Consider the following 18,148-nt stretch of genomic DNA (forward strand, 5'->3'; position numbering starts at 1 on the left):
ACTTTTCTTCATATCGAGAAGTTTTGCCTTTCATCCTTTGATCGATCATCGATCGGCGTCTTACAGTTCACTTCGCGGGCCCACCGGCCCCATCGCCCTGTCCTGCCAGTCAGGGACTTCTCCACCCCCCTCCTCACCGGAAGGCGGCGATCATGACCGACCCCGTTGGAAAGCTTCCGAGCGAGCTCGACCAGCTCCCGGACCGCGACCCGGAGGAGACCGCCGAATGGGCGGCCTCCCTGGATGCCGTCACCAAGGCCGCGGGCCCGCACCGTGCCGCCTACCTGATGCGGCGCTCGCTCGAGCACGCCGAGGGCGCCGGTCTCGCGCTGCCCAAGCTCCTGGAGACCGACTACGTCAACTCCATCCCCACCGCCGCCGAGCCCGAGTTCGACGGCGACCTGGAGATGGAGTCCCGGATCACCGCGTGGAACCGCTGGAACGCGGCCGCCATGGTCACCCGCGGCTCGCGCTTCGGCGTCGGCGGCCACATCGCCACCTTCGCCTCGGCGGCCTGGCTGTACGAGACCGGCTTCAACCACTTCTTCCACGGCAAGGAGGGCGAGGGCTCCGGCGACCAGCTGTACATCCAGGGCCACGCCTCCCCCGGCATCTACGCCCGCGCCTTCCTCGACGGCCGGCTCAGCGAGCAGCAGCTCGACAACTTCCGCCAGGAGGCGGGCGGCAACGGCCTGCCATCCTACCCGCACCCGCGGCGGCTGCCCTGGCTGTGGGAGTTCCCCACCGTCTCCATGGGCCTCGGCCCGCTCTCGGCGATCTACCAGGCGCGCTTCAACCGCTACCTGGCCAACCGCAACATCAAGGACACGTCGAACTCGCACGTCTGGGCCTTCCTCGGCGACGGCGAGATGGACGAGCCCGAGTCGACGGCCGCCCTCGCCCTCGCGGCCCGCGAGCAGCTCGACAACCTGACCTTCGTCATCAACTGCAACCTGCAGCGCCTCGACGGCCCGGTCCGCGCCAACTTCCGCGTGGTCCAGGAGCTGGAGGGCGCCTTCCGGGGCGCCGGCTGGAACGTCGTCAAGACGCTCTGGGGCACCGCCTGGGACGAGCTGTTCCAGCTCGACACCACGGGCGCGCTGGTACGCCGGCTCCGCGAGGTACCGGACGCGCAGTTCCAGACGTACGCCACCCGCGACGTCGCCTACATCCGCGAGCACTTCTTCGGCGCCGAGCCCGCCCTCGCCGAGCTGGCGAAACTGCTCACCGACGCCAAGATCGCCGAGTGTTTCCACACCTCGCGCGGCGGCCACGAGGCCCGCAAGGTCTACGCGGCGTACAAGGCGGCCCTGGAGCACAAGGGCGCGCCCACCGTGATCCTGGCGCAGACCGTCAAGGGCTACACCCTGGGTCCGGGCTTCGAGTCCCGCAACGCCAACCACCAGATGAAGAAGCTGGACGGCAAGCAGTTCCGCGCCATGCGCGACCTGCTGGAGCTGCCGATCCCGGACTCCCAGCTGGACGAGCACCTGGTGCCCTACGCCCACCCCGGCGCCGACTCGCCCGAGGTCCGCTACCTCCAGGAGCGGCGCGCCGCCCTCGGCGGCCCCGCCCCGGCCCGCCGGGTGCACGCGGTCGCGCTGCCGACGCCCGAGGAGCGCGCGTTCGCCGCGCTGAAGAAGGGCTCCGGCAAGCAGGAGCTGGCCACCACCATGGCCTTCGTCCGCCTGGTCAAGGACCTGATGCGGGACAAGGAGACCGGCAGGCGCTGGGTGCCGATCGTCCCCGACGAGGCCCGCACCTTCGGCATGGAGGCGCTGTTCCCGTCGGCCGGCATCTACTCGCCGCTGGGCCAGACGTACGACCCGGTCGACCGCGACCAGCTGATGTACTACAAGGAAGCCAAGGACGGCCAGGTCCTCAACGAGGGCATCACCGAGGCCGGCGCCATGGCCGACTTCATCGCCGCCGCCACGTCGTACGCGACGCACGGCGAGCCGATGATCCCGTTCTACATCTTCTACTCGATGTTCGGCTGGCAGCGCACGGGCGACCAGTTCTGGCAGCTCGGCGACCAGCTCGGCCGCGGCTTCGTGGTCGGCGCGACCGCCGGGCGGACGACCTTGACGGGCGAGGGCCTCCAGCACGCGGACGGCCACTCGCACCTGATCGCGTCCACCAACCCGGCCTCGCTCAACTACGACCCGGCGTTCGCGTACGAGATCGCGGTGATCGTCCAGGACGGTCTGCGCCGGATGTACGGCCCCGACGCCGAGGACGTCTTCTACTACCTGACGGTCTACAACGAGCCGAAGCAGCAGCCCGCGATGCCGGCAGGCGTCGAGGAGGGCATCGTCAAGGGCCTGTACCGCTTCAAGGAGGGCACGCCCGCCGGGGCGAACGGCCCGCGCGCCCAGCTGCTGGCCTCCGGTACGGCGATCCACTGGGCCCTGGAGGCCCAGGAGCTGCTGGCCGCCGACTGGGGTGTCACGGCCGACGTCTGGTCCGCGACCTCCTGGGGCGAGCTGCGCCGCGAGGCGCTGGAGTGCGACGAGGCACTGCTCCGCGGCGAGCAGCGCACGCCGTACGTGACGCAGGTCCTGGAGGGCGCTCCGGGCCCGGTCGTCGCGGTCAGCGACTGGATGCGCGCGGTGCCGGACCAGATCAGCCAGTGGGTCGAGCAGGACTGGACCTCGCTCGGCACGGACGGCTTCGGCATCTCCGAGACCCGTGACGCGGCCCGCCGCTACTTCGGGGTGGACGCCCAGTCCGTCGTGGTCGCGACCCTGGCCCAGCTGGCCCGGCGCGGCGAGGTGCCGGCGACGACGGTCAAGGAGGCGCGGGACCGCTACGGTCTCTGAGCCCACGCACCGGTGAGCCCGCCGTACGCCCTCGGGGTGTCCGGCGGGCTCACCGCGTTCCGGGGCCGCCCGGCGCGGCGGCCACAATGGGCCGTATGCGTGCTGCCCGGCTGATCCGTATGGTGCTGCTCCTCCAGGCGCGCCCCGGCATGACCGCCGCCGAGCTCTCCCGTGAGCTGGGGGTGTCCGAGCGGACCGTCACCCGGGACGCCGGGGCCCTCTCCGACGCGGGCATCCCGGTGTACGCGGAGCGGGGGCGGGCCGGCGGCTACCGGCTCGTCGGCGGCTACCGCACCGGGCTGACCGGGCTCGCGCGGGACGAGGCCGAGGCGCTGTTCCTGTCCGGGCTGCCCTCCGCGCTGCGCGAGATGGGGCTCGCGGACGCCGCGTCCGCCGCCCGGCTCAAGGTGTCGGCGGCGCTGACCCCGGCGCTCCGGGACGCCCCGGCGGGGGCCGGCCGGCGCTTCCATCTGGACGCGCCCGGCTGGTACCAGGAACCGGTGGCGCCCGAACTGCTGCCCGCCGTGGCCGACGCGGTCCGGCGCGACCGGCTGCTGCTGGCCCGCTACCGGCGGCCCGGCCGGGACACCGGGCCGGAGCGGGAGCTGGCCCCGTACGGGCTCGTGCTCAAGGCGGGCGTCTGGTACCTGTGCGCCCGCGTGGACGACGGCGCGGGCGACGGCTCCCGCACGGACGGCGGCTTCCGGGTCTACCGCGTCGACCGGTTCACCGCCGTGACGGATTCCGGCATCCCTTTCGTCCGGGACGAGGGTTTCGACCTGCCCACGTTCTGGGAAGAGCGCGCGGCCGCGTTCGCCCGCTCCCTGCTGCGTGCGAAGGTCCGGCTGCGGCTCTCGCCGGAGGCGGTGCGCAGGCTGCCGCAGGTGGTGGACCGGGCCGCCGCAGGCGACGCGCTGGAGTCGGCCGGGCCGCCGGACGGCGACGGGTGGGTCGCGGTCACCCTGGCGGTGGAGTCCCCGGACGTGGCCTACGGACAGCTGCTGGGCCTCGGACCGGAGTTGGAGGTGCTGGAGCCGGCCGCCCTTCGGGAGCGGTTCGCGAGGGCCGCCGCCCGGCTGCACGCCCTGTACGGGGACACGCCCTGACGGCTTCGTTCGGCTGTCCGGGCGTGCGGCCCCCGCCGCCGGGGCGGATGCTGGGATGCGTGATGGACGAGACGGAGTTCTGGGAGCTGGTCGACAGCACCCGCGAGGCCGCCGGCGGCGACCCCGAGGACCATGCCGACCTGCTGGTCGAACGGCTGGTGCGGCTCGATCCGGAATCCGTGCTGGACTTCTCCCGGCACTTCGAGTCCCGTGTCAACCGCGCCTACCGCTGGGACCTGTGGGCGGCCGCCGCCGTGCTGCTCGGCGGCGCGAGCGACGACGCCTTCGACTCCTTCCGCTGCTGGCTGATCGGCCGGGGCCGCGAGGTGTTCGAGGGCGCGGTGCACGACCCGGACAGCCTGGCCGGGCTGCTCGGCTCCTTCGACGAGGAGTTGGACGGCGACGGCGAGGAGCTGGGGTACGCGGCCGACGAGGCGTACGAACAGCTCACCGGGGTCCTCGCGCCGGACCTGGGGCTGCCGCCGCAGCCCGGCGAGCCGGAGGGCACCCCGCTCGACCTGGACGACGACGCGGCGCTCGCCGCCCGGCTGCCCATGCTCTGGGAGCGGTACGGGAGCTGAGGCGCGCCGCACGTCTCACGGCGCGAGCGGGCGGCCCATCATCACATCGTCCACGTACCGCCCGTTCAGGAAGAACTCGCCCGGCAGCACGCCCTCGACGGTGAACCCCTCCGACTCGTACAGCGCGCGGGCGGGCGCGTTGTGACCGAGGACCCGCAGGGTCATCCGGTTCGCCCCCTCGCCGCGCGCCGCGACGCAGGCCGCGCGGATCAGGGCGCGCCCGACGCCCCGGCCGCGCGCCCAGTGCGCCACGGCCAGGCCCTGGATCTGCCGTACGTGCGTGTTGCAGGGCAGCGGGGTGGGCGGCACGAAGCGGATGTAGCCGGCCGGCTCCCGCTCCCCCGCCGCGCCGGGCATCTCCGCCACCAGGATCTCCCGCGGCGGATGGTGCTCGTCGAAGAAGGGGGCGTACGGGGGCTGCGGGCGGGGCTGCACCGCGTGCAGCGTCGACCAGGTGGCCCGGTCCAGCTCGCCGAGTGCGGGTCCGTCGCCGGCCACGGCGCGGCGGACGACGGGCGGGACGGGTATCGCGGATGCGCTCATGGCCGTCACTGTGCCACGGCCGGGTACGGCGGCCCGTCTGGGGCAGGATGGGTGTCATGGCTCACTCGCGCATCGCCGTCACCGGATCGACCGGACTCATCGGAGCGGCGCTGGTGCGCTCGCTGCGGGCCGACGGGCACGAGGTGGTGCGCCTGGTGCGCCGCCCCGCCCGCGCCGGCGACGAGGTGGAGTGGGACCCGAAGCGCGAATACGTGGACACGGCGGGCCTGGTCGGCTGCGACGCGGTGGTCCACCTCGCCGGGGCCGGGGTCGGCGACCACCGCTGGACGGCGGCCTACAAGAAGGAGATCCGGGACAGCCGGGTGCTGGGCACCGCCGCGATCGCGGAGGCCGTCGCCTCGCTCGACACCCCGCCCGCCGTGCTGCTGTCCGGGTCCGCGATCGGCTTCTACGGGGACACCGGGGACCGTCCGGTGGACGAGGACGCGCCGCCCGGTGACGGCTTCCTGCCCTCGGTGTGCGTGGAGTGGGAGGAGGCCACGGCGGCGGCCGAGGAGGCGGGGGTGCGTACGGTGCACGCCCGCACCGGTCTGGTGGTCGCCCGAGCGGGAGGCGCCTGGGGCCGGCTGTTCCCGCTGTTCCGGGCGGGACTCGGTGGCCGGATGGGCAACGGGCGGCAGTACTGGAGCTTCATCGCGCTGCACGACCACATCGCGGCCCTGCGGCACATCCTGGACACCCCCGAACTGACCGGGCCGGTCAACCTGACGGCCCCGGCGCCCGTCACCAACGCCGAGGTGACGGCCGCGATGGGCCGGGTACTGCGGCGTCCGACACTGTTCACCGCACCCGCGCCGGCGCTGCGGATCGTGCTCGGCGAGTTCGCCTCGGACGTGTTGGGCAGTCAGCGCGTGCTGCCCGCCCGGCTGCTGGACTCCGGCTTCTCATTCGCCTTCCCCGAGATCGACTCCGCCGTCCGCGCGGCACTGCGCTGACCGCCGCCCCGCACCGGCACACCCGTTCGGACGGGTGTGCGACCCCGTGCATCGGTGCACCGGTACGCGCGCGACTGCGCACGATCGGGCCACTCTCCTAGCCTCCTGACGAACGCACGCATTCCGGTGGGCGGTTGAGGGCAAGAGCCCCCCACCACTTGCTCCGAATCGGGGAGGGCACGTGCTCAGCACGGCACACCACGCGGACGTCGTCATCATCGGGGCCGGGATCGCCGGCCTGTCGGCAGCCCACCGGCTGACCAGCGCGGGGGTCAGCGTCAGCGTCCTGGAGGCCGGAACCGGCGTCGGCGGCCGGATGGCGACCGACGAGGTGGACGGATTCCGGCTCGACCACGTCGGCCCGCTGCTCAACACCGCGTATCCGGAGCTCCGCACCACACCGGGGCTCGACGGACTGGTCCTGCGCACCTTCGATCCCGGCGTCCTCGTCCACAGCGCAGGCCGCCGCCACCGGACCGGCGAAACCCGGGGCACACCGCGCTCGCGCCGCACACGGGGCGCGCTCAAGGCGGCACGCGCCCTCGCGAGCGCCCCCCGGCCGCCGCGTACCGGCGCCCTCACCGGAGCCATGGGCGGCGCGATCGACCACGCCCGGCTCGGCGCGGCCCTCTCCCGGCTCGCCGCCACACCCCCGGCCCGCATCCTCGCCCGGCCCGAACGCGCCGCGCTGGACGCGCTGTCGGGCCGGCTGTCCGCCCGTACGCTCGACGGCTTCGTACGCCCGCTGCTCACCGCGCTGCTCAGCGACCCGGACCTCACCACCTCCAGCCGGTGCGCCGACCTCGCCCTGCGCTCCTACGCGAGCGGACGGCTGTGTGTACCGGAGGGCGGAGCGGGTACGCTGCCGGCGCTCCTGGCCGCTTCCCTGCCGCCCGGCACCGTACGCACCGGAGTGCACGTCACCTCCGCCGACATCACCTCCGTACGCACCAAGGAACACGGCGAACTGGGCTGCCGGTCCTTGCTGGTGGCCACCGGGGCGAGCGCGGCCGCCGAACTGCTGCCCGGACTGCGGCTGCCGTCCTTCCACCCCGTGACCGTGCTCCACCACACCGCGCCGGAGCCGCCGCCCACCGGCGCCTCGCTGCTCCTGGACGCCGACCGGTCCGGCCCGGTCGCGCACACCGCCGTGATGAGCGCCGTCGATCCGGTCCGGGCCCCGCGCGGCCGGACGCTGATCAGCTCCACGGTCCTCGGCACCCCGCCCGACGACCTCGACCGCACGGTCCGCGCCCATCTCGCCGCGCTCTACGGCGTACCCACCGGGGACTGGGAGCTGCTGGCCGCCCACCACGACCCGGAGGCGGTGCCCGCGATGCCCGCGCCGCACGACCCGCACCGGCCCGTCCGGGTCCTCGCGGGCCTCTACGTCTGCGGCGACCACCGCGACACCGGCACCGTCCAGGGCGCCCTGGCCTCGGGCGCCCGCGCCGCCGCCTCGATCCTGCACGACCTCGGCGTGCGCCCGGCCGCCGGCCCCGCCCCGGCACTCCCCGAGGCGGCCTGACCGGCGGCTCAGCCCAGCGCCGCCACCCGCTCGCGGTAGCCGCGGACGGCGGCGGCGTCCCGGAAGGGCTCCAGCCTGCGCTCGAAGTCCCGTACGTACTCCGCGGCGCGCACGGAACGCATCTCGGCCGCCTGCTGGGCGGCCTCCGCCCCCAGCCGGCACGCCTGCTCCAGCTCCCCGAGCCCCAGCCGGGCGGACGCCAGCACCACCCGGCAGAACAGCCGGCTGCGGGCGTACGCGGGGGCCCGCAGCTGGAGCGCGCGCTCGGCGTACTGGGCGGCGGTCCGGTACTGCTGGAGGTCGCGGTGGCAGTGCCCGAACTCGTCGGCGAGCTGCGCCTCGTCGAAGTGGCGCGCCCAGTGCGGCACCTCGTCGCCGGGGCGCGCGGTCTCCAGTGCGCGCTCGGCCCGCGCGAGGGAGGCCGTGCACGCCTTGGCGTCGCCGAGCACCGCGTGCCCGCGCGCCTCCACCGCGTGCAGCAGGGCGAGGACGGTGTGGGGCGCGGCCGATCCGATGCCCTGCTGGGCCACCCGCGCCAGCTGGACCGCTTCCCGGCCGTGCGCGAGATACACCGCCTGGCGGCTCATGGTGATCAGGACATAGCTGCCGTAGGCCCGGTCACCGGCCGCCTGGGAGAGCCGCAGCGCCTGGACGAAGTAGCGCTGGGCGAGGCCGTGCGCCGCGATGTCGTACGAGGTCCAGCCGGCCAGCCTGGTCAGATCGGCGGCGGCCGCGAACAGCCGCCGCCCGGTCGCCTCCCCGTACGTGCCGCGCAGCATCGGCTCCGTCTCGTGCTCCAGATACCGCACGAGGGCCTGCCGGGCGTGCCCGCCGCCGTAGGCGTGGTCCAGGGTGCGGAACAGTTCGGCGACCGACCGGAGCGCGGCGACGTCCCCCTCGCCGACCCGGAGCCCGGAGCCCCGCTCGGTCTGCCGCTGGCGGGGCACCCCCGCGCCGGCCGGGGCGCCGGGCGGCGCGGGGGCCCCGCCGGGCCGCGACGGGACCGGCCCCCGCACGCCGTGCCGCCCGCCGCCGGGACCGGGCGCGCCGCCCTGCTCGGGGACGACCGGGGCGGCGCCGTGCGGCGGGTACGGGGCGGGGGCGGCGGGCGGCCTCGGGGCGCCGGTCCGGCCGGGGGCGGCGGGCGCGGGGCGGGCGACCCACTCGTCGGCGCGGCCGATCAGCCAGTCCCGGCTGGGCACGACGAGCCCGGCCGGGGTGAAGGCGATCTTCCGCAGCTCCGTCTGGCTGCCGGAGTCCTTGCGCCACAGCCCGCTGACGATGTCCACCGCCTCGGCCGGGGTGGCGGCGAACTCCAGGCCCGCGTACACCGGGGCGCAGGCGTCGAGCCCGAGGTCCTGGGCGGAGAGCCGGCGGCCGAGGCGGCGGGTGAAGACCTCGGCGATCAGCGCGGGGGTGGTGCCCCGAGGCTGCTGGCCGCGCAGCCAGCGGGTGACCGAGGTCTTGTCGTACCGCAGGTCGAGGCCGTGTTCGAGGCCGAGCTGATCCACCCGGCGGGCGAGGCCGGCGTTGGAGAATCCGGCCTCGGTGATGAGTGAGGCGAGCCGACGGTTGGGGGTGCGCTGCGGTGGTCGTTCCGACATCAGCTGTAGGGTCTCCTGCCTTCGGGGCCGGGCGGGCAGCCCTCTGGGCCTCCTCTGACGAACGGCGCGAATTTAGCCCTCGGCGCGGCACCGACAGCACCGTTCGCTCCACATTCATCCGATCGTGTGAGGATTGTGGACGGCGCTGACGGGAAGACCTGCCGGGCCGCCGCGTCGCCGCCGGTCGTACAGTGGCCGGGGTCTTTCACGAAAGGCCCGGGCGCGATTCGTGCAGGGTGACGCGGTACCGGGGAAATCCTCCGGCCCACGCCGCCGCGAGGAGAGAGGCTGCTGCCGTGACTGAGCTCCGGTTCGTCCACATGGGTTTCGGCGAGAACGCCGTCGACTACCAGGAGGCCTGGCAGAAGCAGCGCGAGGTGCACGCGGCCCGGTTCGAGGACACCGTCCCCGACACCTGCCTGCTCCTGGAGCACCCGCCCGTCTACACCGCCGGCCGGCGCACCGAGGACAGCGAGCGCCCCCTCGACGGCACCCCCGTCATCGACGTGGACCGGGGCGGCAAGATCACCTGGCACGGCCCCGGCCAGCTCGTCGGCTACCCGATCCAGAAGCTCCCGCGCCCGGTGGACGTCGTCGCGCACGTGCGCCGCCTGGAGGAGGCGCTGATCCGTACGGCCGCCGAGTTCGGCGTCGCGACCAGCCGGGTGGAGGGCCGCAGCGGCGTCTGGGTCCTGGGCGACCCGGTCGAGGAGCGCCCCGCGGTCGGCGGCCTGACGCTGGACTTCGACCCGCGGCTGCAGGACGAGGAGTTCGACCCCCGGCTCAACGGCCCGGACTACGCCCCGTCCAACGCCGGGCAGCGCCGCGAGGACCGCAAGTTGGCGGCGATCGGCATCCGGGTCGCCAAGGGGGTCACCATGCACGGCTTCGCGCTCAACGTGAACCCGGACAACACCTGGTTCGACCGGATCGTCCCCTGCGGCATCCGGGACGCCGGCGTGACCTCGCTCAGCTACGAGCTGGGCCGCGACATCACCATCGCCGAGGTGCTCCCGGTCGTCGAGAAGCACCTGAAGGACATCCTGGAGAACGCCGAACTGGCCCCCCGGACGATCGGGCGGCCCGACGACGCCATGGCCACGGCGTGACCCACGGAACCCATCGCCGGGAATAGGCCCCACCTGCCACAGGTTGGGCAGACGTAAAGCCGAATGAACTACGGGCGTACCCTGGTGTTCGCCGAAGAATCCAATGCAGTGAAAGCAAAGGGGAGTGCCGGAGTGTCTGTCGCACCTGACGGGCGCAAGATGCTGCGCCTTGAGGTCCGGAACAGCCAGACCCCCATCGAGCGCAAGCCCGAGTGGATCAAGACCCGGGCGAAGATGGGCCCCGAGTACAACCAGCTGCAGAAACTCGTCAAGAGCGAGGGCCTGCACACGGTGTGCCAGGAGGCCGGCTGCCCCAACATCTTCGAGTGCTGGGAGGACCGCGAGGCCACGTTCCTCATCGGCGGCGACCAGTGCACCCGGCGCTGTGACTTCTGCCAGATCGACACGGGCAAGCCGCAGGCGCTGGACCGGGACGAGCCCCGCCGCGTCGGCGAGTCGGTCGTCACGATGGACCTGAACTACGCCACGATCACCGGCGTCGCCCGCGACGACCTGGAGGACGGCGGCTCCTGGCTGTACGCGGAGACCGTGCGTCAGATCCACGCGCAGACGGCGGACCGGGAGGCCGGCCGCACCAAGGTCGAGCTGCTGATCCCCGACTTCAACGCCGAGCCCGCCCAGCTCGCGGAGGTCTTCTCCGCCCGCCCCGAGGTGCTCGCGCACAACGTGGAGACGGTGCCGCGCATCTTCAAGCGCATCCGCCCCGGCTTCCGCTACGAGCGCTCCCTGGAGGTCATCACCCGCGCCCGCGAGGCCGGCCTGGTGACCAAGTCCAACCTGATCCTCGGCATGGGCGAGACCCGCGAAGAGGTCAGCGAGGCGCTGCGGGACCTGTACGAGGCGGGCTGCGAGCTCATCACGATCACGCAGTACCTGCGGCCCTCGGTGCGCCACCACCCCGTCGAGCGCTGGGTGAAGCCGCACGAGTTCGTGGAGCTGAAGGACGAGGCCGACGCGATCGGGTACTCGGGCGTCATGTCCGGGCCGCTGGTCCGCTCCTCGTACCGCGCCGGCCGGCTGTTCCAGCAGGCGATGGACCGGCGCGAGGCGCAGGTCGCGGCGCCGTCCGCGTAGGCGCGTTCCGGGGCCCGTGTTCCCGGGCGGTGCCGTCCGCGTGACCGCGCGGACGGACCGCGCCGGGGTGCGCGGGGCGCGTACCGAGGTTTCATGGGTGTGTGACCGTGCGGTCATGCGCCGGTAACGCCCACCGGTGACCCTGGACACAGGCACCCGCACTTCGTTCCGAGGGGACTTCCACGATGCAGGCCGCGCCGGTACGCGCCACCGTCATCCCGACCGTCACCGGTGCCCTCCGCGCCGTCGAGTCGCTGCTGCTCGGCCGCGGCCAGCGCACGGCCCGCCGCAACGCCTGGACGGCCGTCCTGGCGGACCGCCGCCGGGCCGAGGACCGGGCGGAGTCCGGCTACGTACCGCAACGGGAGGCCGCGGCGGCCCGCCGCTCGCGGGCCACGTAAACTTCATTGCATGGCGAGGAAGGCAAAAACCACTGAAGGCGCGGACAGCGCCGAGAACGCGGGGCGGCTCAAGCAGATCGCTCTGACCTACAAGATGACCAAGCGGACCGACTCCAAGATCGGTCTTGTGGTCGCGGGTGTGGGAATCGTCACCTTCGGTGTCATCCTCGCGATCGGTTTCCTGATCGATCACCCGGTCTACCTGGGCATCCTCGGGTTCGTGCTCGCCCTCCTCGCGATGGCGATCATCTTCGGGCGCCGCGCCGAGCGCGCCGCCTTCGGGCAGATGGAGGGCCAGCCGGGCGCCGCCGCCGCGGTGCTCGACCGGGTCGGCCGGGGCTGGACGACCACTCCCGCGGTCGCGATGAACCGCAACCAGGACGTCGTCCACCGCGCCGTGGGCAAGGCGGGCATCGTGCTGGTCGCCGAGGGCAACCCGAACCGGGTGAAGAGCCTGCTCGCGGCCGAGAAGAAGAAGATGGCCCGGATCGTGGTCGACGTCCCGGTCCACGACATCATCGTCGGCAACGGCGAGGGCCAGGTGCCTCTCAAGAAGGTGCGCACCAAGATGCTGAAGATGCCCCGCGTGCTGACCGGCCCGCAGGTCACGGCCGCCAACGACCGCCTGCGCGCGATGGGCGACCTGATGAGCAACATGCCCCTCCCGAAGGGGCCCATGCCGAAGGGCATGCGGATGCCGCGCGGCGGCAAGGCGCGCTGACCGGACGGCGTCCGGAGAACGAGGAGGGCGGGCCGTGAACCCCTGGGTTCACGGCCCGCCCTCCCGCTTGTGTACGGGTACGGTCAGGCGCGGATCTGTACGGCTCGGGCCAGGCGGTCGTGGAGGCCGCGGCCGTCGCGGTCCCAGACGAGCGCCGGGATGGCCAGGCAGAGCAGCACGCTGCGCAGGAGCACGCGGACGGGGCCGAGGCGGCCGCCGTCCTCGGCGATGACGCGGACGCCCATGAGGCGCTTGCCGGGGGTGCAGCCGATCGTGCCGACGGTGAGCACGCTCATCACGAGGAAGACGGCGAGCGCCCAGTTCCCCGCCGTCTGCTGGTCACCGCGCGCGATCAGGCCGTATGCGATCAGCATGCACAGCGCCCAGTCGATGAAGAGAGCTCCGAAGCGCCGGCCGAGCGGGGCGATGGCGCCGGGCCCCTCCTCGGGGAGGCCGAGCCGCTTCCCCCGGTATCCGAAGTCGGCGCCCATCTCCTCGGCGGCCGCGCGCGGCCCCGAGAGCCACGATCCGATTGCTTGCCTGTTGTCCACCCGACCACGGTACTGCGCCGGGCCGCACGCCTTCGCCCGTGGGGGGCGAACACGGCCCGCAGCACCCGCGCCGGTTAACTTCCGCGAAACAAATGGGTCATGCTTGAGAAATCCGGTCTGCCTATGGTCGGGTCCAGCGTGTGCCACCGCACTGGCCACAACGAGCTGCAACCCCGACCCCTCCCCGGGCCGGGAGTAGGAGGAGTTGGATGTTCCAGAACGCCGACGACGCGAAGAAGTTCATCGCCGACAATGACGTCAAGTTCATCGACGTCCGGTTCTGCGACCTGCCCGGCGTGATGCAGCACGTCACCGTCCCGGCGGCGACCTTCGACCCGGCGGAGGAGCTGGCCTTCGACGGCTCCTCGATCCGCGGCTTCCAGGCCATCCACGAGTCCGACATGTCGCTGCGCGCGGACCTGTCGACCGCCCGCGTCGACCCGTTCCGCCGCGACAAGACGGTCAACATCAACTTCTTCATCCACGACCCGATCACCGGCGAGCAGTACAGCCGCGACCCGCGGAACGTGGCGAAGAAGGCCGAGGCGTACCTCACCTCGACCGGGATCGCCGACACCGCGTACTTCGGCCCGGAGGCCGAGTTCTACGTCTTCGACAACGTCCGCTTCCAGACGTCGGCGAACGAGAGCTTCTACCACATCGACTCCGAGGCCGGCGCCTGGAACACCGGCGCGCTGGAGAACAACCGCGGCTACAAGGTCCGGTACAAGGGCGGCTACTTCCCGGTCTCCCCGGTCGACCACTTCGCCGACCTGCGCGCCGAGATGTCCCTGGTGCTGGAGGAGAGCGGTCTGCAGATCGAGCGCCAGCACCACGAGGTCGGCACCGGCGGCCAGGCGGAGATCAACTACAAGTTCAACACGCTGCTCGCCGCGGCCGACGACCTGATGCTCTTCAAGTACATCGTGAAGAACGTCGCCTGGCGCAACGGCAAGACCGCGACCTTCATGCCGAAGCCGATCTTCGGCGACAACGGCTCGGGGATGCACGTCCACCAGTCCCTGTGGGCCGGCGGCGACCCGCTGTTCTACGACGAGCAGGGCTACGCGGGCCTCTCGGACACCGCCCGCTACTACATCGGCGGCATCCTGAAGCACGCCCCGTCGCTGCTGGCCTTCACCAACCCGACGGTGAACTCCTACCACCGCCTGGTGCCGGGCTTCGAGGCGCCGGTCAACATGGTGTACTCGCAGCGCAACCGTTCCGCCGCGATGCGTATCCCGATCACGGGCTCCAACCCGAAGGCCAAGCGCGTCGAGTTCCGCGCCCCGGACCCGTCGTCCAACCCGTACCTGGCGTTCTCGGCCCTCCTGATGGCCGGCCTGGACGGCATCAAGAACAAGATCGAGCCCGCCGAGCCGATCGACAAGGACCTGTACGAGCTGGCCCCCGAGGAGCACGCCAACGTCCAGCAGGTCCCGACGTCCCTGCCGGCCGTCCTGGACGCCCTGGAGGCGGACAACGAGTACCTCCAGGCCGGCGGTGTCTTCACGTCCGACCTGATCGAGACGTGGATCGACTACAAGCGCACCCACGAGATCGCCCCGATCCAGCTCCGCCCGCACCCCCACGAGTTCGAGCTGTACTTCGACCTCTAAAGACACGGACGACGGCGAGGGCCGCTCCCCCGGTTTCCCGGGGGGCGGCCCTCGCCGTGTTTTCCGCGCGTTCAGTGGCCGGCGGTGAGTTCGCCGCTCAGGGTGGTGTGCAGGGCGGCGCTCGGTTGGTTGAGGCCCACGATTTCGACGGTCTTGCCGCGCTGGGCGTACTTCGTCTCGATCGCGTCCAGGGCCGCGACCGAGGAGGCGTCCCAGATGTGGGTGGCGGAGAGGTCGATGACGACCTTGTCCGGGTCGGTGGCGTAGGCGAAGCGGGTCACCAGGTCGTTGGAGGAGGCGAAGAAGAGTTCGCCGGTGACGGAGTAGACGACCTGGGAGCCGTCCGGGTCGGTGACCGCGGTGACGTCGGCGAGGTGGGCGACGCGGCGGGCGAAGATCACCATGGCGGTGACCGAGCCGACGACGACGCCGATCGCCAGGTTGGACGTGGCGACGACGATGGCGACGGTGATGACCATGACCGCCGTCTCGCCCACCGGCATCCGGCGCAGGGTCTTCGGGGCGATGGAGTGCCAGTCGAACGTGGCGAACGAGACCATCACCATGACCGCGACCAGGGCCGCCATCGGGATGTCCGAGACGACCGGGCCGAAGGCGATGCAGAGCACCATCAGGAAGGAGCCGGCCAGGAACGTCGACAGGCGGGTGCGCGCGCCGGAGACGCGGACGTTGATCATCGTCTGGCCGATCATGGCGCAGCCGCCCATGCCGCCGAAGAAACCGGTGACGATGTTGGCGACGCCCTGGCCGATGGACTCACGGGTCTTGTTGGAGCGGGTGTCCGTGATGTCGTCGACCAGCTGGGCGGTCATCAGGGACTCCATCAGGCCGACCAGGGCCATCGCCAGGGCGTAGGGGGCGACGGTCGTCAGCGTGTCCAGGGTGAACGGCACGTCGGGGAGGCCGGGCACCGGGAGCGAGGAGGGCAGCTCGCCCTTGTCGCCCACCGTCGGCACCGCGATACCGGCCGCAACGGTGGTAACGGTCAGGATCACGATGGAGACCAGGGGCGCCGGGATCACTCGGGTGACCTTCGGGAAGAACACCATCAGCAGCAGGCCCCCGGCGATCAGCGGGTAGACCGCCCACGGCACGTCGTGCATCTCGGGCACCTGGGCCATGAAGATCAGGATCGCCAGGGCGTTGACGAAGCCGGTCATCACGGAGCGCGGCACGAACCGCATGAGCCTGGCGACGCCCAGGGCGCCGAGCACGATCTGGAAGAGGCCGGCCAGGATGACCGCGGCGATCAGGTAGCCGAAGCCGTGCTCCCGGTTGAGCGGGGCGATGACCAGGGCGACGGCGCCCGTGGCCGCGGAGATCATCGCGCGGCGCCCGCCGACGACGGAGATCGTGACGGCCATGGTGAAGGAGGCGAACAGGCCGATCGCGGGGTCCACACCGGCGATGATCGAGAACGAGATCGCCTCCGGGATCAGGGCGAGCGCGACGACCAGGCCGCCGAGGACCTCGGTGCGCCAGACCCTGGGGTCGGTGATCCAGTCGGGCTTGAGGGCGCGCAGCCGGGACGCGGGGGCGGACGGGGGCGAGGGCGGTGCGGAGGAGGACACGAAGGCGTACCTGTCGGTCGGGCGCGCCCGTGGGAGAGGGCGTGCGGGGGTGGACAGCGGGGACGGCGGGGCCCGGCGGACGCGTAGGTGCGCGCGGGGGGCCGGGGAGCCGGCCGGGGGCGGGTCCGGCGGATCGGCGCGCGGACGGATCGGCGCGCGGACGGGTCCGGTGCCCGGGGGCTCAGGGGTGAGGGGTCACGGCGGGCAGGCGGCGCTGCGGTGCGTCGTCATGCGCATCCGCCCGCTCGCTCTCTGTCCACCGGAATCAGGGAAGGCCCCGCGCACGCGTGGGCGCGGTGCGGGGCGCCGAAAACCACTGTACCTTGCCGCCCGATCACCGTAGGGTCGTGTCCATGATCACCGGACCGGCCTTGAGCCACGCACGGAACGGCTATCCGGTGGAGGGCTGAGCCCCCGCCGGACGCGCCGCGCCGGGTGCTTCGCACACCTGGCGCGGGGACCTCCTCCGGCTCGTACACCCGCGTTCTTTCCGAGTGTCGAGCCGATTGAGAAGGATGAGGTCGTCAACCATGCCTGTTTCGTTCAACCACACCATCATCGCCGCCAAGGACCGTCATGAGTCCGCGCGGTTCTTCCGTGATCTGCTGGAGCTGGACGAGGCCCCGTCGTGGGGTCCGTTCGTCAACATCCAGCTGGAGCACGGTGTGCTGCTGCAGTTCGCCGAGCCGCCGGTGGAGATCCAGATGCAGCACTACGCGTTCCTCCTCGACGACGAGCTGTTCGACCGCGCCTACGCGCGGCTGGTCGAGGGCGGGGTCGAGCACTGGGCCGATCCGCAGATGAAGCGGTCCGGTGAGACCAATACCGAGCACGGCGGCCGGGGCGTCTACTTCAAGGACCCGGCCGGGCACGCGATCGAGCTGATCACCCGCCCGTATCTGTAGTCCGCCGTATCCGCCCGTATCCGTGGTCCGCCCGGTCCACCGTCCCTGGTCCGCCCGGTCCATCGCCGGACGGACGCGGCGGGGTCGCGGGGCGGCGGCGGGGCGCGGAGGCTGGGGGGATGAGCGATCTGGAGCCCCCCGGTGGCGGTCCGGTCCCGCCGCGGCCTCCCCGGCGGCGGATCTGGCCGTGGGTGGTGCTGCTGGTCGCGGTGCTGCTGGCGCTGGCGGCCGGGGCGGTCTCGGCGGTGCTCGCGGACGTGGTCCGCTCGGAGGGCTCGCGGACGGTGCACATCCGGTACGAGGTGACGGGCACCGCGCGGGACGTGGTGCTCACGTACAGCACCTGGCGGGGCGACGAGCTGTCGACCGGCCGGCTGGCGCTGCGTTCGCTGCCGTGGGCCGGGGAGCTGGACACTCGGGGCTTCCTGAGCGGCGGGTCGTTCGAGGTGAGCGTGGGCCGGGGCGGTGGTGACGTGGCGTGCGCGGTGACCGTGGACGGCGGTGCGCGGCGTACGGACGCGGCCTCGGGTGCGTACGCGACGGCCACCTGCGACGGGTACTGAGGGGCGGGCCCCGGATCGTTCCGGGGCCCGCCCGCCGTGTGTCAGCGGCCGTAGCGGATCAGGGCGCGGACCATGCGGCAGGTGGTGTCGGACGGCGGGTGGATGCCGAGGCGCTGGGCGGTGGCGCGTATCCGGGCGTTGTTCGCGGTGGACGGGAGGTAGACGCCGGTGTCGAGCAGGGCGATGGCGAGGCGCATCGCCTTCAGCCGGCGGTTGTGCGAGACGTACCACTCGCGGGGGCGGCCGGCGGGGAGCGGCTTCTTCTTCAGCGGCTGGTGCAGGGGTGTGTGGAGCGGCTTGGTCGTGACTGCGGCAGCGGCCATGGGCAACCTCCTGGCACGGTGGCGGAACTGATCGGAACCCTCACGAACTACCCCCGATTCTACCGCCGGGCACTGACAATCGGCCCTGGTCGGCGGGGCTTTGACCGGTCCTGGAGGGAACCGTCCCGT

General features: G+C 72.6%; 17 protein-coding genes. 12 read left to right on the top strand and 5 right to left on the bottom strand.

Annotated features, from left to right (window positions below; genetic code table 11):
- Window positions 1–152: 152 nt before the first annotated feature.
- The 3 genes from aceE to OG710_RS06690 all read left to right on the top strand — a co-directional run bounded on the left by aceE (window position 153) and on the right by OG710_RS06690 (window position 4,509).
- A complete protein-coding gene (gene aceE, locus OG710_RS06680; RefSeq protein WP_330238494.1) occupies window positions 153–2,822 on the top strand; it encodes a pyruvate dehydrogenase (acetyl-transferring), homodimeric type in 2,670 nt (889 codons plus the stop codon).
- A gap of 95 nt (window positions 2,823–2,917) precedes the next feature.
- The gene (locus OG710_RS06685; RefSeq protein ID WP_330238495.1) at window positions 2,918–3,928 is read left to right on the top strand and encodes a helix-turn-helix transcriptional regulator; all 1,011 of its coding nucleotides are present in this window, start codon (window positions 2,918–2,920) and stop codon (window positions 3,926–3,928) included.
- A gap of 62 nt (window positions 3,929–3,990) precedes the next feature.
- A complete protein-coding gene (locus OG710_RS06690; protein WP_330242172.1) occupies window positions 3,991–4,509 on the top strand; it encodes a DUF4240 domain-containing protein in 519 nt (172 codons plus the stop codon).
- A 15-nt stretch (window positions 4,510–4,524) separates the two neighbouring features.
- Here OG710_RS06690 and OG710_RS06695 read toward each other — a convergent pair whose 3' ends face one another.
- Window positions 4,525–5,052: a GNAT family N-acetyltransferase gene (locus OG710_RS06695; RefSeq protein ID WP_330238496.1), complete on the bottom strand. Its 528-nt coding sequence runs from the start codon at window positions 5,050–5,052 to the stop codon at window positions 4,525–4,527.
- Window positions 5,053–5,108: 56 nt separating this feature from the next.
- Here OG710_RS06695 and OG710_RS06700 point away from each other — a divergent pair, with 56 nt between their 5' ends.
- Window positions 5,109–6,008, top strand: a complete 900-nt coding sequence (locus OG710_RS06700; RefSeq protein WP_111332445.1) for a TIGR01777 family oxidoreductase — start codon at window positions 5,109–5,111, stop codon at window positions 6,006–6,008.
- A 181-nt stretch (window positions 6,009–6,189) separates the two neighbouring features.
- On the top strand, window positions 6,190–7,536 hold the full coding sequence (locus OG710_RS06705; RefSeq protein WP_330238497.1) for an NAD(P)/FAD-dependent oxidoreductase: 1,347 nt from the start codon (window positions 6,190–6,192) through the stop codon (window positions 7,534–7,536).
- An 8-nt stretch (window positions 7,537–7,544) separates the two neighbouring features.
- Here OG710_RS06705 and OG710_RS06710 read toward each other — a convergent pair whose 3' ends face one another.
- The gene (locus tag OG710_RS06710) at window positions 7,545–9,140 is read right to left on the bottom strand and encodes a regulator (protein WP_330238498.1); all 1,596 of its coding nucleotides are present in this window, start codon (window positions 9,138–9,140) and stop codon (window positions 7,545–7,547) included.
- 296 nt (window positions 9,141–9,436) lie between these two features.
- On the opposite strand from OG710_RS06710, the gene lipB reads away from it, so the two are divergent.
- From lipB to OG710_RS06730, 4 genes are all read left to right on the top strand, one after another.
- The gene (gene lipB, locus OG710_RS06715) at window positions 9,437–10,249 is read left to right on the top strand and encodes a lipoyl(octanoyl) transferase LipB (RefSeq protein WP_330238499.1); all 813 of its coding nucleotides are present in this window, start codon (window positions 9,437–9,439) and stop codon (window positions 10,247–10,249) included.
- 159 nt (window positions 10,250–10,408) lie between these two features.
- On the top strand, window positions 10,409–11,344 hold the full coding sequence (gene lipA / locus OG710_RS06720) for a lipoyl synthase (RefSeq protein ID WP_330242173.1): 936 nt from the start codon (window positions 10,409–10,411) through the stop codon (window positions 11,342–11,344).
- Between the two features lie 185 nt (window positions 11,345–11,529).
- A complete protein-coding gene (locus tag OG710_RS06725; RefSeq protein ID WP_111332435.1) occupies window positions 11,530–11,745 on the top strand; it encodes an SCO2195 family GlnR-regulated protein in 216 nt (71 codons plus the stop codon).
- Between the two features lie 10 nt (window positions 11,746–11,755).
- Window positions 11,756–12,466, top strand: coding sequence for a DUF4191 domain-containing protein (locus OG710_RS06730; RefSeq protein ID WP_330238500.1), 711 nt, complete (start codon window positions 11,756–11,758; stop codon window positions 12,464–12,466).
- An 83-nt stretch (window positions 12,467–12,549) separates the two neighbouring features.
- Here the strand turns inward: OG710_RS06730 and OG710_RS06735 are convergent, their stop codons facing one another.
- Window positions 12,550–13,017 carry an RDD family protein gene (locus OG710_RS06735; RefSeq protein ID WP_111332429.1) on the bottom strand — a complete coding sequence of 156 codons (468 nt, stop codon included), beginning with the start codon at window positions 13,015–13,017 and terminating at the stop codon, window positions 12,550–12,552.
- 209 nt (window positions 13,018–13,226) lie between these two features.
- Here OG710_RS06735 and glnA point away from each other — a divergent pair, with 209 nt between their 5' ends.
- Window positions 13,227–14,636, top strand: coding sequence for a type I glutamate--ammonia ligase (gene glnA, locus OG710_RS06740; protein WP_330238501.1), 1,410 nt, complete (start codon window positions 13,227–13,229; stop codon window positions 14,634–14,636).
- A gap of 71 nt (window positions 14,637–14,707) precedes the next feature.
- Here glnA and OG710_RS06745 read toward each other — a convergent pair whose 3' ends face one another.
- The gene (locus OG710_RS06745; RefSeq protein WP_330238502.1) at window positions 14,708–16,228 is read right to left on the bottom strand and encodes a SulP family inorganic anion transporter; all 1,521 of its coding nucleotides are present in this window, start codon (window positions 16,226–16,228) and stop codon (window positions 14,708–14,710) included.
- 530 nt (window positions 16,229–16,758) lie between these two features.
- Here OG710_RS06745 and OG710_RS06750 point away from each other — a divergent pair.
- Window positions 16,759–17,133: a VOC family protein gene (locus OG710_RS06750; protein WP_111332379.1), complete on the top strand. Its 375-nt coding sequence runs from the start codon at window positions 16,759–16,761 to the stop codon at window positions 17,131–17,133.
- Window positions 17,134–17,252: 119 nt separating this feature from the next.
- Window positions 17,253–17,696 (top strand): hypothetical protein, encoded by a 444-nt coding sequence (locus tag OG710_RS06755; protein ID WP_111332377.1) that lies wholly within the window; start codon window positions 17,253–17,255, stop codon window positions 17,694–17,696.
- Between the two features lie 41 nt (window positions 17,697–17,737).
- On the opposite strand, the gene OG710_RS06760 is transcribed toward OG710_RS06755, so the two are convergent.
- Window positions 17,738–18,019 (bottom strand): hypothetical protein, encoded by a 282-nt coding sequence (locus OG710_RS06760; protein ID WP_111332375.1) that lies wholly within the window; start codon window positions 18,017–18,019, stop codon window positions 17,738–17,740.
- Window positions 18,020–18,148: the final 129 nt, after the last annotated feature.

This window comes from Streptomyces sp. NBC_00525, from assembly GCF_036346595.1.
Taxonomy (GTDB): Bacteria; Actinomycetota; Actinomycetes; order Streptomycetales; family Streptomycetaceae; genus Streptomyces.

Excerpts from the sequence above, each read along its gene's own strand:
- OG710_RS06710 (WP_330238498.1), bottom strand. The coding sequence starts at position 9,140 with ATGTCGGAACGACCACCGCAGCGCACCCCCAACCGTCGGCTCGCCTCA.
- OG710_RS06725 (WP_111332435.1), top strand. The coding sequence starts at position 11,530 with ATGCAGGCCGCGCCGGTACGCGCCACCGTCATCCCGACCGTCACCGGT.
- OG710_RS06755 (WP_111332377.1), top strand. The coding sequence starts at position 17,253 with ATGAGCGATCTGGAGCCCCCCGGTGGCGGTCCGGTCCCGCCGCGGCCT.
- OG710_RS06700 (WP_111332445.1), top strand. The coding sequence starts at position 5,109 with ATGGCTCACTCGCGCATCGCCGTCACCGGATCGACCGGACTCATCGGA.
- OG710_RS06730 (WP_330238500.1), top strand. The coding sequence starts at position 11,756 with ATGGCGAGGAAGGCAAAAACCACTGAAGGCGCGGACAGCGCCGAGAAC.
- OG710_RS06760 (WP_111332375.1), bottom strand. The coding sequence starts at position 18,019 with ATGGCCGCTGCCGCAGTCACGACCAAGCCGCTCCACACACCCCTGCAC.
- OG710_RS06695 (WP_330238496.1), bottom strand. The coding sequence starts at position 5,052 with ATGAGCGCATCCGCGATACCCGTCCCGCCCGTCGTCCGCCGCGCCGTG.
- lipA (WP_330242173.1), top strand. The coding sequence starts at position 10,409 with ATGCTGCGCCTTGAGGTCCGGAACAGCCAGACCCCCATCGAGCGCAAG.
- OG710_RS06690 (WP_330242172.1), top strand. The coding sequence starts at position 3,991 with ATGGACGAGACGGAGTTCTGGGAGCTGGTCGACAGCACCCGCGAGGCC.
- glnA (WP_330238501.1), top strand. The coding sequence starts at position 13,227 with ATGTTCCAGAACGCCGACGACGCGAAGAAGTTCATCGCCGACAATGAC.
- OG710_RS06750 (WP_111332379.1), top strand. The coding sequence starts at position 16,759 with ATGCCTGTTTCGTTCAACCACACCATCATCGCCGCCAAGGACCGTCAT.
- OG710_RS06685 (WP_330238495.1), top strand. The coding sequence starts at position 2,918 with ATGCGTGCTGCCCGGCTGATCCGTATGGTGCTGCTCCTCCAGGCGCGC.
- aceE (WP_330238494.1), top strand. The coding sequence starts at position 153 with ATGACCGACCCCGTTGGAAAGCTTCCGAGCGAGCTCGACCAGCTCCCG.